Origin of the sequence: Streptomyces sp. NPDC057287, assembly GCF_042667905.1 — a bacterium.
Taxonomy (GTDB): Bacteria; Actinomycetota; Actinomycetes; order Streptomycetales; family Streptomycetaceae; genus Streptomyces.
In genome coordinates, this window is the sequence record NZ_JBHUYV010000004.1 from 14,413 (window position 1) to 27,125 (window position 12,713).

Annotated in this window: 10 protein-coding genes; 1 reads left to right on the forward strand and 9 read right to left on the reverse strand. The window is 72.5% G+C overall.

The annotated features are described in order from the left end of the window. Window positions 1-19: 19 nt before the first annotated feature. Window positions 20-766, reverse strand: a complete 747-nt coding sequence (locus tag ACFUNE_RS08955; RefSeq protein ID WP_383564211.1) for an alpha/beta fold hydrolase — start codon at window positions 764-766, stop codon at window positions 20-22. Further along, complete coding sequence (locus ACFUNE_RS08960; RefSeq protein ID WP_383564213.1) at window positions 763-1,902, reverse strand: hypothetical protein; 1,140 nt, start codon at window positions 1,900-1,902, stop codon at window positions 763-765. Before ACFUNE_RS08960 ends, ACFUNE_RS08955 begins: the two co-directional genes overlap by 4 nt. 309 nt (window positions 1,903-2,211) lie before the next feature. Here ACFUNE_RS08960 and ACFUNE_RS08965 point away from each other — a divergent pair, with 309 nt between their 5' ends. Continuing rightward, entirely contained in the window at window positions 2,212-3,210 is a 999-nt protein-coding gene (locus ACFUNE_RS08965) for a LacI family DNA-binding transcriptional regulator (RefSeq protein ID WP_383564215.1), read from the forward strand. Between the two features lie 37 nt (window positions 3,211-3,247). On the opposite strand, the gene ACFUNE_RS08970 is transcribed toward ACFUNE_RS08965, so the two are convergent. The 7 genes from ACFUNE_RS08970 to ACFUNE_RS09000 form a co-directional block, all read right to left on the reverse strand. Further along, window positions 3,248-4,699 (reverse strand): amino acid permease, encoded by a 1,452-nt coding sequence (locus ACFUNE_RS08970; RefSeq protein WP_383564217.1) that lies wholly within the window; start codon window positions 4,697-4,699, stop codon window positions 3,248-3,250. 185 nt (window positions 4,700-4,884) lie between these two features. Beyond that, window positions 4,885-6,246, reverse strand: coding sequence for a histidinol dehydrogenase (gene hisD, locus ACFUNE_RS08975; protein ID WP_383564219.1), 1,362 nt, complete (start codon window positions 6,244-6,246; stop codon window positions 4,885-4,887). 82 nt (window positions 6,247-6,328) lie between these two features. After that, entirely contained in the window at window positions 6,329-7,249 is a 921-nt protein-coding gene (locus tag ACFUNE_RS08980) for a LysR family transcriptional regulator (RefSeq protein ID WP_383564221.1), read from the reverse strand. Window positions 7,250-7,439: 190 nt separating this feature from the next. Beyond that, entirely contained in the window at window positions 7,440-9,392 is a 1,953-nt protein-coding gene (locus tag ACFUNE_RS08985) for a glycogen debranching N-terminal domain-containing protein (protein ID WP_383564223.1), read from the reverse strand. Further along, on the reverse strand, window positions 9,389-10,774 hold the full coding sequence (locus ACFUNE_RS08990; RefSeq protein ID WP_383564225.1) for a hypothetical protein: 1,386 nt from the start codon (window positions 10,772-10,774) through the stop codon (window positions 9,389-9,391). Before ACFUNE_RS08990 ends, ACFUNE_RS08985 begins: the two co-directional genes overlap by 4 nt. After that, entirely contained in the window at window positions 10,771-11,571 is an 801-nt protein-coding gene (locus ACFUNE_RS08995; protein ID WP_383564227.1) for a sugar phosphate isomerase/epimerase family protein, read from the reverse strand. The genes ACFUNE_RS08990 and ACFUNE_RS08995 overlap by 4 nt, the downstream gene beginning before the upstream one ends. A 91-nt stretch (window positions 11,572-11,662) precedes the next feature. Beyond that, window positions 11,663-12,709 carry a zinc-binding alcohol dehydrogenase gene (locus ACFUNE_RS09000; protein WP_383564229.1) on the reverse strand — a complete coding sequence of 349 codons (1,047 nt, stop codon included), beginning with the start codon at window positions 12,707-12,709 and terminating at the stop codon, window positions 11,663-11,665. Window positions 12,710-12,713 lie beyond the last annotated feature (4 nt).

The window sequence follows — 12,713 nt, forward strand, 5'->3', positions numbered from 1 at the left end:
GGGTGCGGGCGGCCGGTGGTCAGGACGGCCCCGGCGGCCAGGACCTCCGCACCCGTCCGAGGAGGTCCGCCAGCGCGGTGGAGACGGCGGAGGGGCGCTGCCACGGCAGCAGGTGCCCGGCCCCGGGCACCTCGCGCAGTTCGGCGCCCGGGACGGCCCGCGCGATCAGCCGGTGGAACTCCGGGGGGCACAGCGCGTCCCGTGCTCCGGAGAGGACCACCGCGGGACAGCGGGCGGTGCGCAGCGCGTCCTCGGAGTCCGAGCGGGTCGCCTGCGCGGCGAGCTGGGCGCGTGCGGCGGCGGGGCCCACGGCGCGGGCCATCAGCCGGTACCGCTCGGCGTCCTCGCCGGACGGGCCGGGCGGAGTGGCGAACATGTCCGGCAGGGTCTCCTCGACGACGTCCGCGAACCGGCCGTCGGCGATCAGCCCGTCCCACGCCTGCCAGGCGGCGTACTGACCGGGGCGCGGCGCGCCCGCGTTCGCCGACATGACGCACAGGCCGGAGATCCGCTCCGGGGCCCTGCGCAGCGCTTCGAAGGCGACGACGGCCCCGAGGCTCAGCCCGACGGCGACGAAGGGGCCCGGCACCGAGGAGAGGAGGTCCTCGGCCAGCGCACCGATGTCCGGCTTCGCCAGTTCGAGGTGATGGACGTCGTGGCCTACGGGGAACTCCACCCCGGACCAGAGGCTCGCATCGCACAGCATCCCGGGGACCACCACCAGGGGCAGCGGGCCCGACGGGCCGACGCGGGGCACGACGGTCACCAGCGGCGCGCTGAGCGCGGCAGCAGCGCGTAGGGCGCGATGTAACCGTTGTGGTCGATCCCGAGCCCCGCGTCGGCGGCGCTCTTGGACACCTCGTCGTCCCAGTCCAGGCGGACCCGGCCGTCACCGGAGTTGACGACGAGGAGATCGCCCTCCTCGTCGCCGACGTTGCGCAGCGTGCGCCAGGCGTCCTGGGGGACGGAGAGCATGTCGCGCGGCCCCAGGAGCACGGAGACGGGGTCGGTGCGGTTGAGCGTCACCTCCCACAGGCCGTCCTTGACGATCAGGGTCTGCGTCTCGTGCTGCCGGTGGAGCGAGACGCCCTGACCCGGCTCGGCGCGCAGCCAGGCCGCGTTGTGGCCGTGCGGGTTGAAGATGCGGGGCTCCTGGTGCGGGTCCTCGGTCATGCCGTACCCGATGACGCAGCTCAGGCGTACGCCTCCTCCCGGCAGGGTGCTGTCGAGGAACGGGTGGTCGGACCAGACCAGTTCGCCGGACGCCGCGACGCGGCGCTTCATCTCGTCGGCGCTGTAGTGGCGCAGTCGGTCGATGTGCTCCTGGGCCATGGGCTCGGTCAGCTCGGCGCCGGGCGGGATCTCGTCGCCGGCCACGGTGTCGACCAGTTCGTTGCCGGCGGTGAGGTACAGACCGTGTCCCTCGGCCTCGCGCAGGACGGAGGGCCCCCAGATGATGCCGCCGGTGTGGTCCATGCCGAGCACGGTGAACATCCAGCCGTCGTCCGGGCCGGTGTTGGTGAAGCCGCGGAAGATCCAGGTGGGGACGGAGGCGATGTCGCCGGCCCTGAGGAGGTGTTCCCCCTCGGTGCCGTCGGCGCCCCAGCGCAGCAGGTACTCGCCCTCGGTGCAGACGAACACCTCGGCCGTGTAGTGCAGGTGGAGGTTGTTGGTGACGCCGTGGGGCATGGCGGCGGCGCCGATGTTGTAGCCGTGCGGCAGGCGGAGGTTGACGTGCTGGCCGGCGGCCTGCGAGACGCCCGGCCCGATCATGGCGTAGTTCTCCTTCCGGTCCGAGCCCGGCGTGCGGCAGTCGATGAAGGCCTGGTCGCAGGAGACGAAGTCGCTGCGGCAGATCGTGCGGCGCCCCAGCTCGACGGTGGACACGACGACATCGGGCATGGCTGCTCCCTCATGTGGAATACGTATGCATTTCCATGACAGGCCTTCCCCCGGGCAATGTCAAGGGATCTTGCGATGCGGGTTTCGGGCGTAGGGTGCGCAGGGCTTCCGGCGTGTTGACAGGAGCCTCCGTTCGGAGGCTCGTGTCGTTCGGGCGGGTGGGTGCGGGGCAGGAGCAATCGGGGTGCCGTGCCTGCCGGGGTGCCCTGCGGTGCGCGGACACCGTTCGGCTGCCTGGCGTGCACCTACATACGTATACTGAAATCCGGGGCGCCGGCGGTGGCGCCCCGGGCGAGGAGAAGAGGGCGGATGGCGATCACGAGTCACGACGTGGCGAGGCTTGCGGGTGTCTCCCAGCCCACGGTCTCGCGGGCCCTGAGGGACGACCACCGCGTGTCCGCGGCCACCCGCGAGAAGGTCAGGCGGGCCGCAGAGGCACTGAACTACGTGCCCAGCGAGGCGGGACGGACCCTGTCGACCCGGTCCACGCGCCGGATCGGCGTCATCGTGACCGATCTGACGAACCCGTTCTACCCGCACGTCATCGCGCCCCTGCACGACGAGCTCCAGCGCCTGGGTTACCGCATGATGCTCCTCACGGAGCGCTCCGACGAGGCGGTGGCCGAGGAGAAGCTCCTGGACCAGTCCCTGGACGGTGTCGTCCTCGCGACGGCCACCACCGACTCCCGGCTGCCCGCCCAGCTCGACCGTCGCGGCATGCCCTACGTCTTCCTCAACCGTGACACCGGCGGCAGCGGCGACTACGCCTCCGTCGTCGACAACGAGGGCGGGGGGCGCCTGGTCGCGGACGTCCTGGTCGGACTGGGGCACCGGAGGATCGCGGGCATCTTCGGCGCGGCCAACACGACGACCGGCCGCGAACGCGAACTGGGCTTCCGGCTGGCCCTGGCCGACGCGGGCATCGGGCTCCCGGAGGACCGGGTGGCGCGCGGCGCCTTCGAGTACGACACCGGCTACGGGGCGCTGCCCTCCCTGCTCGACGCTGCCGAGACACCGACGGCGGTCTTCTGCGGCAACGACGTGGTCGCCATCGGCGTCCTGAACGCCGCCCTCGCCGCCGGGCTCCGGGTCCCCGACGACCTGACCGTGATCGGCTTCGACGACCTCCCGATGGCGGCCTGGGAGGTGTTCCGGCTGACCACGGTCGGGCACGACCTGCGGGAACTGTCGCGTCAGGCGGCGCGCCTGCTGGTGCGGCGCATCACCGGTGAGGCCGACCCCTCGGGTGAGCGGCTCGTGCTGCCGACCGCCTTCGTGCCCCGTGCCACCCACGCCCGTATCTCCTGACCCGCCGGGGGAGCGCACTCCGGTGTCCTCCCGCGTGTCAGCGCTGCGAGGAGCCTGCCGGGGAGGACACGGTGCCGCCGCTCCCCGCGGTTCCGGCGTCGGTGTCATCGATGCCGGACCGGTCGCCGTGCCGCCTCTGGCGCAGGACGCCGAGGGTGACGAGGACCGCGGCCAGGGCCAGGGAGAGCCACAGTTCGAGCCGGTGGCCGGGCAGCACCGCCATGAGGACCAGCACCCCGGCGATGAAGGCGATCGTGGCGAGGGTCAGATACGGGAAGGCCCACATCCGCACCTCTCCCGGCCGGTCCTCCTTGCGCCGGGTGGCGTACTGGGTGATCGCGATGACCATGTACATCATCAGGGCGATCGCGCCGCTCGACGCGATGAGGTACGTGAAGACGCTCGGCAGCAGGTAGTTGGCGATCACCGCAGCGATGCCGATGAGGGTGGAGGCGACGACCGCGTTGCGGGGCACACCTGACGCCGAGGTGACCGCGAGCGCGGCCGGTGCGTCCTTGCGGCGGGCCAGTGAGAAGGCCATGCGCGAAGCGGTGTAGATGGCCGAGTTGAGACAGCTGCTCACGGCGACGACGAGGACCACGTCCATGATCCGGCCGGCGCCGGGGATGTTCATGCGGTCCAGGACCGCCTGGTAGGAGCCGGCGGCCAGGCCGTCGGCGTTCCAGGGCACCAGGCTGACCACGACGAAGATCGAGCCGACGTAGAAGAGTCCGAGGCGCCAGACGACCGCGCGGACGGCCTTCTTGATGTTCTTCCTCGGCTCCGCCGACTCGGCGGCGGCGATCGTGACGATCTCGCTGCCCTGGAAACTGAACATCGCCGTGAGCAGCCCGGCGAGCACGGCCATGCCGCCCTTGGGTGCGAAGCCTCCGTTGCTCCACAGGTTCGAGATCCCGTGGGCGTCCGAGCCGGGGAGCACACCGAAGATCGCGAGGGCGCCGAGCACGAGGAAGGCGACGATCGCGATGACCTTGAGGAGCGCGAACCAGTACTCGAACTCGCCGTAGTTGCGCACGGCGAGCAGATTGCTGCCCGCGAGCAGGGCGATCATGGCGAGAGCCGGGATCCAGCTGGGTATCGAGGTGAGCCCCGCGATGACCTCGCCCGCGGCGATGGCCTCGATGGGGATGACGAGGATGTAGAACCACCAGTACAGCCACCCGATGGAGAATCCGGCCCAGCGGCCCAGGGCGCGGTCCGCGTAGGTGGAGAAGGAGCCCGTGTCGGGGTGGGCCACGGCCATTTCTCCCAGCATCTGCATGACGAGCACCACCAGGGCGGCGGCCAGCAGGAAGGAGATCAGGACGGCGGGACCGGCGGCGGCCACGGCGGTGGACGAGCCGACGAACAGACCGGCTCCGATGACACCCCCGATGGAGATCATCGTGATCTGGCGTCCCTTGAGGCCCTGGGTGAGCGCGGGACCTGACCCGTCCGACGGGGAAGAGGGCGGTGAGGGATGGTGCATGGGGAGAATCCTCGCGGGAGTGGGAGCGCAGGTGCCCCTGCTGCAGGACAGTGCTCGTCCGCCTCGGGCGGGCGAATCCACCTGGCGGCCCGGGACACCTGCCACGACTGTGCACGGTGTCCCGGGCGCCGACAACCCCTCGCCCCTGGCCGGGGGCGGCATGGAGACGGGGACGAGGGACTGGATCAGAGCTGTTCGCGCAACGCCTCGGGGACGGAGTCGAAGGCGCCGGAGGCGCGCCCGATCCGGTCGATCCGGAGCGTGGCGGTCGCGCCGTGGGCGGCGAGGCCCTCGAAGGCCGAGATCCGCTCGACGGCGGGCGCCAGCGAGGCGGTCCCCTCCTTGGCGGTCCGCTGGTACGTCAGCGGCTTGAGGAAGCGCGAGACCGAGAGCCCCGCGTTGTAGCGGGCCGTCTTGCCGGTCGGCAGCACGTGGTTCGTGCCCGCGATGCCCTTGTCCGAGTAGGCGACGGTGGACCACGGCCCGATGAAGAGCGAGCCGTAGTTGGTGAGGTTCTGGAGGTAGAAGTCGTCGTCCTCGGTCTGGATCTCCAGGTGCTCGGGGCCCAGGATGTCCGCCACGGCGACGGCCTCGTCACGGTCGCGTACGACGATGACGGAGCCGAAGTCCCGCCATGCGGGTCCGGCGATGTCACGCGTGGTGAGGGTCTCGAGCTGGCGCTCGATCTCGGCCGCGACCGCGCGACCCGTCCGCTCCGAGGTCGTGATCAGGGCGGCCGGGGAGTTGGGGCCGTGCTCGGCCTGGCCGAGCAGGTCCGCGGCGACCCAGGCCGGGTCGGCGGTGTCGTCGGCGATGACGGCCACCTCGGACGGACCGGCCAGCAGGTCGATCCCGACCTGGCCGAAGAGCTGCCGCTTCGCCTCGGTCACGAAGGCGTTGCCCGCGCCGACCAGCATGTCCACCGGGGCCTCGCCCAGCAGGCCGAACGCCATCGCGCCGAGGGCCTGGACGCCTCCGACGGCGAAGACCCGGTCGGCCCGGGAGAGGTAGGCGCCGTAGAGGACGGCGGGGTGGGCGCCGTGCTCGCCCGACGGGGGCGTGCACGCCACCACCGTCGGCACGCCGGCCGTCTTGGCCACTCCCACGGTCATGAACGCGCTGGCGAGCAGCGGGAAGCGGCCCGCCGGGAGGTAGGCGCCGACCCGGGACACCGGCACGTAGCGCTGGCCGCCCGCGACCCCGGGGGCCACCTCGATCTCGAAGTCGGTCAGGTGCTCGCGCTGGGCGGAGGCGAAGCGGTGCGTGCGCTCGTAGCCCATCTCCAGGGCGGTGCGGACGTCGGCGGGCAGTGCGTCCCCCGACTTCTTCAGCTCGGCTGCCCCGATCTCCAGCTCGCCGGACCAGCCGTCGAGCTCCTGGCCGTAGGCACGGACCGCGTCCATGCCCTTGCTCTCGATCTCCTTCAGCATCTGGGAGACGCGCTCGACCACCTTGGGGTCGCGCTGTGCGGGAGGCCCGTCGACCGCGGGCTTCTTGATCCAGCGGAAGGGGGCGAGGGTCTTCTGTTCGTCGTGCGTGATCTGCATGCCTGGGACGGTAGACGCGACGCTGCCACAGGACCAGAGGGGCAATGCCTGCGCGTCCCACAGGGTTTCCCTGTGGTTCTCGTCAGGGGTCTCGGACCGGCAGTCCGTTGCCGATCTCACGGAGGGTGTCCTCGGCGAGGCGGGCGAGCTCCCGGGTGGCGCGCGAGAGGGGATGGCCGCGGCGTCTGACCAGCGCGATGGTGTCGTACAGCGGGTCGGCGAAGGGTGCGGTGCGCAGCCCCGCGGGGAAGGAGGGGCTGGCGATCACCGCCCGGCTGGCGATCGTGTCGCCGATGCCGGCCGCAGCCAGCTTCAGCGCCGCCTCCACGTGTTCGAGCTCGATCAGTGGATCGACGCTCACCCCGGCGAACTGGGCGCGCGCGGCGATCTGCCTCCTGGTCGGGTCCTTCCACCCGTAGTGGGCGTCGTAGAGCACCAGGGGAGCCTGGGCGAAGGCCTCGATGGTCACCGGGGTGCGTGTGCGCTCGGCGCTCGCGCTGACGTAGTACACCTCGTCACGCATGAGCGGAGTGATCGCGAGTCCGTCCTCGTCGATCGGCAGGATGACCAGGCCCGCCTCGATCCGGCCCTCCGCGACGGCCGCGGCGGTCTCGGCCGAGTTCTGTCCCACGAGGCGTACACGGACGGCCGGATACCGGGCGTGGAACATCTGTACGAGATTGGCGAGCAGGTAGTAGTCGGCGTTGCGCAGCACGCCGAAGGTGGCCGTGCCCCCGCCCAGTGACCCGAGGGAGTGCACGGCCCGAACCCCGCTGTCCGCCGCCTCCAGTGCCTCCTGGGCGTAGGGGAGGAGCTCCTGGCCGGCCGCCGTCAGCGTCAGGGTGCGGCTTCCGCGGAGGAACAGCTCCGCGTCCAGCTCAGCCTCCAGACGGCGGACCAGCTCGGAGGCGGAAGCCTGGGCGATCTCCATGGCCTCCGCTGCGGCGGTGAAGGAACCGAGACGCTCGGCCTCGACGAAGGCCCGCAGCTGATTGAGGGTCATGCCGTCTCCTCGTGCGGAACGGACGCGGGGAGGCGGCCGCGGCGGGGGCGCTCCGGCGGCGCGGGGGAGAGTCGTGTCGGTCTGCGCATGCCTGCACCTTAGGAACCCACGGCCCGGGACACCGCACCGGCTGCCGGAGGCGGCCGGCGCGGTGTCGCTCCGGAGGGTTCTCCCGGCCGCGGCCGGAGGACTAGCCCGCCCTCCCCCGCAGCGCGGTGAGGATGGCCAGGGGAGTGGCGGCCGCCCACGCCTGCGGGGAGCAGGAGTGGGGATACGGCACCGGGCGGGGGTGCTGGGCGCGGGAGTAGCCCGCCATGACCTCGGGCAGCCGGTGTCCGTGGTGTGCCGACGCCTCCAGCAGACCGAGGGCGACCGTGCGCGCCTCGTCGTCGAGCCCGCACCGGGCCAGACCGAGCAGCACCACCGCGTTGTCGTGCGGCCAGGACGTGCCCCGGTGGTACGAGAGCGGGTGGTACGCGGGCTGGCCGGACGCCAGCGTGCGGATGGCCCAGCCGGAGAAGAAGTCGGGTTCCAGCAGCCGCCGCCCCACGCGCTCGGCGTGCCGGGCGTCCAGGATGCCCGACCACAGCAGGTGCCCGGCGTCGGAGGCCAGCGAGTCGACCTGCCTGCCCAGGCCGTCCAGGGCGAGCGCGGGAAAATCGGGGCCGTCCATCCAGAAGTCCCGCAGGAACCGTTCCCGCAGGTCTGCGGCTGCCTTCTCGAGCCGGTCGGCGTACGCGTCGTCGTCCCACACCGAGCGGGCCGTGCGCGCGGTGCGGACCAGGGCGTCATAGGCGTACCCCTGTGCCTCGGCGACGGCGATCGGGCCCTCGGCCTGGGTGCCGTCGAGGAAGCAGATGGCGCCCTCGGAGTCCTTCCAGTTCTGGTTCACCAGACCCCGCGGGTCGGGCGTGTAGACCAGATAGCCGCTGTCGTCCAGGCCGCCGTCGCGGAACATCCAGCTCACGGCGGCCCGCGCCTCACGCTCCAGGCGGGTGGCGAGCGTGAGGTCTCCGGTGGCCTCCGTGTAGCTGTCCAGCAGGACCAGGAAGAGCGGGGTGGCGTCCACCGAGCCGTAGTAACGGCCGTACGGCACCTGGCGGAAGTGGGCCAGCTCGCCGTGGCGGATCTCGTGGACGATGCGCCCCGGCTGCTCCCCGCGGCCGGCGTCGTGGACGGAGCCCTGGGTCGCCGCGAGGGCGAGCAGGGTCCCCTCCGCCAGCTCGGGCCGGTAGGGCAGCGCGAACAGCGAGGTGAAGAGGGAGTCCCGGCCGAAGAGCGTGAGGAACCACGGGATTCCGGCCGCCGGGACCCGGAGGCGCTCGCCGTCCGGGCCGGTCGCGGGAACCCGCAGCGCGGCCAGGTCGCTCAGCCCCCGGGCGCACGCCGCGGCCAGACCGTCGGGTGCGCCGGGGGGCATGGGGGGCGGCGTCCCGGTGAAGGCGGAGGCGTCGGCCGCCTGTTCCGCGACCGCCTCGGCGGGCGTCCCGACGAGGGCCGGCGCCGGTGCGCCGTGCGCGTACGCCGTGACGGTGAGCAGGAGTTCGGCGTCACCGTGGGCGGGCAGCTCCAGGTGCCAGTCCAGCCGGTGCGCCGTCTCCTGTCCGCCGACGGGGCCTACGGCGGCCGGGGCCGGGGTGGCGCACACCGCCGTACGGGAGAGCCAGTCGCCGCGCTCGTAGGTGAACGTGACCCCGTCCGGGTGGGTGCTCGCCGTGTGCCGGGCGCCGTCCTTCTCGTACCGGCGCTTGTCGGAGCGCAGCTCGAACTGGTCGGCGAAGTCGGCGTCGGCGGTCAGCGAGAGCACCGCGGTGACGGGCACGGGGCGGTTGTTGACCAGACGCAGAGACTCCGTCAGGACGCCCGCGTCGACGGCTTGTTCACGGAAGACGGTGTACGTCGCCGGTTCGTCCCGGGTGCCCGGCGGCGTGAGCACGCACAGGGCGGACTCCTCCCCGGCCGACGGCACCAGCACCTCCGGTGCCGCACCGTCGACGGTCAGCGTCCACCGGCTCAGGTGCCGCGCGTCGCGGTGGAACAGCCCGTCGGGGGAGGAGCCGCGACGGCCGCCGACACCGCCGTCGGCGCCCAGGACGGCGAAGGTTCCCGCACGGACCAGGGTGGTGTCCGCGGTGCCGTTCACGTGCGTACTCCGATCGAAGGGGCGCCCGTGGGACCGGTCGTCGGCCCCGCCGCGGCGAGCAGATCGAGGGTGAGGGCCGCCGTCCAGCCGAAGGCACGCGTGCCGCGGGCCTGGGCCGTGACCGGGTCCACGTACTCCGCGAAGGAACTGGCCCCGGCGGCATCGAGCATGGCCGTGCGCAGCGCGTCCGCCGTCCGGGGGCGCCCGTACAGGCGCAGCCCCCGCTCCAGCAGCCAGTTGGTGTTGAACCAGGCGGGACCGCGCCAGTAGCGGGAGGGGTCGAAGGCGCGCCCGGCGAAGTCGTACGACGGGGCCATCGGCACCTCGCCCAGGCGGAAGCCCGGGCCCGACGCGGTGCCGAGCAGGGCGTCGACGATGTGCCGGGGGAGCCCGGGGACGATGAGCGGGACGATCCCGGCGACACTGCGCTCGGGGATCAGCTCGTCACCGACCAGGTCGCGGCAGAGGAACATGCCGTCGGCGGGCGACCAGAGCCGCTCCACCAGCGCAGCCGTGAGCCGCTCGGCCCGGGCCTCGTGCGGGGAGGGGTCCGCCCCCGTCTCGGCGGCGATCCTGGCGAGCGCGCGCTCCGAGACGATCAGCAGCGCGTTGACGCAGGGGTCCTCCACCGCGAAGGCGTGTGTCCCCCGGACGTCCGCGTAGCCGCTGTCACGGTAGTCCGCGGCGAGCCGCACGTACCGGCCGTAGTCCAGGTCGGTGGGGCGCTCCGAGGCCTGACCGTGGTCGAGGTCGGCGCGCCGGTACGAACCCGGGGCGGCCGGATCGACGCGCCGCAGCGGAGCGTCCCAGCACGGGCTGTTGTCCATGCCCGGCTCCCACGGGTGCACCATGGCGGCCAGTCCGCCGCCGCCGAGGTCGCGGTCGCGCGTGAGGTAGTCGTGCCAGGCCACGAGTCGGCCGTACACGCGCGGCAGGAAGCCGCGGGCGCGCGAGGCCTCCGGATCCGCCTCGTGGACGAGCCACGCGGCCAGCGCGTGCACCGGCGGCTGCACGATGCCGGACGTCTCCGTCCCGGCCGGGGCACCCGCCGGGGCGCCGTCCGTCGAGGAGCGCCAGAAGTCGGGGCTGGGGAAGTACGCGTCCAGGGGCACGGCGGGACTGAACACGATGTGCGGAACGCGTCCGTCGGCCCACTGGGCGCCCAGCAGGCTCTCCAGCTCGCGCTGGGCCCTGCGCACCGACAGGTGGCGCAACCCGATCGCGATGAAGGCCGAGTCCCAGCTCCACTGGTGCGGATACAGGCCGCGGGACGGGACGGTGGAGGAGCCCGTCCAGTTGGTCAGGAGTACCCGTGCCGCACCGCGCCGAAGGGTCAGGTGATCGGCGGCGGTGGGCACGGGGGTCTCGAGGAGCGACGTCACGCGCCGGACCTCCGCAGGAACGCGGGGATGGAGCGGACGGCCGCGACGGGGTCGCCGGTCAGCCGGCACTCGGCGGCGAGGTAGCCGTCGTAGCCGATGCTGTGCAGGGCGGCGATCCAGGCCGGCCAGTCGAGGTGACCGGCGCCCGGCTGGAAGCGGTTCGAGTCGCTGACCTGGGCGTGGCCGATGTACGGGGCCGCTGCCAGGATCGAGGCCGAGGGGTCGGTCTCCTCGATGTTCATGTGGTAGCTGTCGATGCCGATGCGGACCGAGTCCAGGCCCACCGTGCGGATGAGGTCGACCGCCTGCTCCAGCCGGTTGACCATGTGGTCCTCGTACCGGTTGAGCGGTTCCAGATAGAGGGTGACCCCCTCGGTGCGCGCGTGCTCGCCCAGCTCGGAGAGACCGGACAGCAGCACCTCGCGGTCCTGCTCCTCGGTGCGCGGCGGCTCGAAGGGCGGGAGCCTGCGCGAGAACATCCCGTACGACGCGGGGGTCTGCACACCCAGCGCCCCGATCTCGGCCGCGACGGAGAGCTGCGACTTCATCTGCTCCAGCGCGTCACGGCGCAGTCCGTCGTCGAAGGCGGCGAAGAAGTGCAGCATGTCGACGCAGACGGTCGGCATGACGACGCCGTCGGCGAGGGCCTGCTTCAGCTCGGGCAGACGGTCACGGAAGTGGAAGTCGCCCTTGGACCGCAGCTCCACGGCGTCGAAGCCGGCCTCCTGGGCGAAGGCCCATTTCTCCTGGAGCGTGTCACCGGGGAGGAGCTGTTCCTGGCAGGCGGTTTTCAGCATGGGATGCCTTTCGGCGCCGACGGAGGGCGCTCGGGGGTTCTGGCTGTACGTGTGGGGTGGAGGTGCTGCCCGGTCGCCCGGGCCGACGGGCTCAGAACTCCAGGACGACCTGGAGGGCGTCGGCCGGCGTCTCGTCGAGCAGCACGTACGCGTCGGCGGACTCCGCCACCGGCACGACATGGCTGACCAGCGACTTCACATCGACCTGGCCCTCGGCGACCAGGGAGAGGAAGGTCTGCTGGAGCCGCTCGACGGTCCAGCGTCCGGCCAGCTGCGGGGGCACCCCGCCGATCTGGGAGCAGATCAGCTGGATCCGGTTGTGGTGGAACTCGTCGCCGAGCCGCAGGCCGGCGCCGTCGCCCTGGTAGAAGCCGGACGCCACGACGCGGCCGCCGACGGTGACGGAGCGGACCGCCTCGTGCAGGGCCGGGTACACCCCGCTGATCTCGATGGCGACATCGGCGCCCGCCCCGCCGGTGGCGGCGCGGATCTGTTCGGCGACGTCGTCGGTACGCGCGTTGAGGGTGTGCCGCGCGCCGTACTCACGGGCGGTCGCGAGACGGCCGTCGAGCGCGTCGACCGCCGTGACCCGCGCGCCGTTGAGCTGGGCGAGGCGGGTGGTGAGCAGCCCGATGACCCCCTGGCCGAAGACGGCCACGTCCTCGCCGAGGTGGATGTCGGCGGCGAGGATCGCGTTGTACGCGATGGCGCCGACGCGGGCGAAGGCCCCGGCGAGCGGTTCGAGACCGGCGGGCAGGGTGTGGCCGACCATGCGCTCGGCGGGAACGATGCCCTCGCTGCGGTGGCCCCAGATGCCCCAGACCAGATCGCCCGTGACGGGCATCCCGGGGGTGCCGACGAGCTCGGGCGAGACCTCGGTGACCTCGCCGACCTCGGAGTAGCCCCAGCCGGCCACCGGGTACTCGATCCCGGCCGCGCCGTCGCGGAAGATCCGGGCTTCGGCGTCCCATGTGCGTGTCAGGTACGGGTTCGTACCCCTGTAGGCGGTGAGTTCGGTTCCTGCCGAAATGCCGGAGTAGCGGGTGCGGACCCGCAGGTGTCCGGCGGGGAGAGGGGTGCTCTCGTGCTCGGCGACTTCGACCTGACGGGGGCCGGTGAACTGGACGACGCGTTCCACGGGG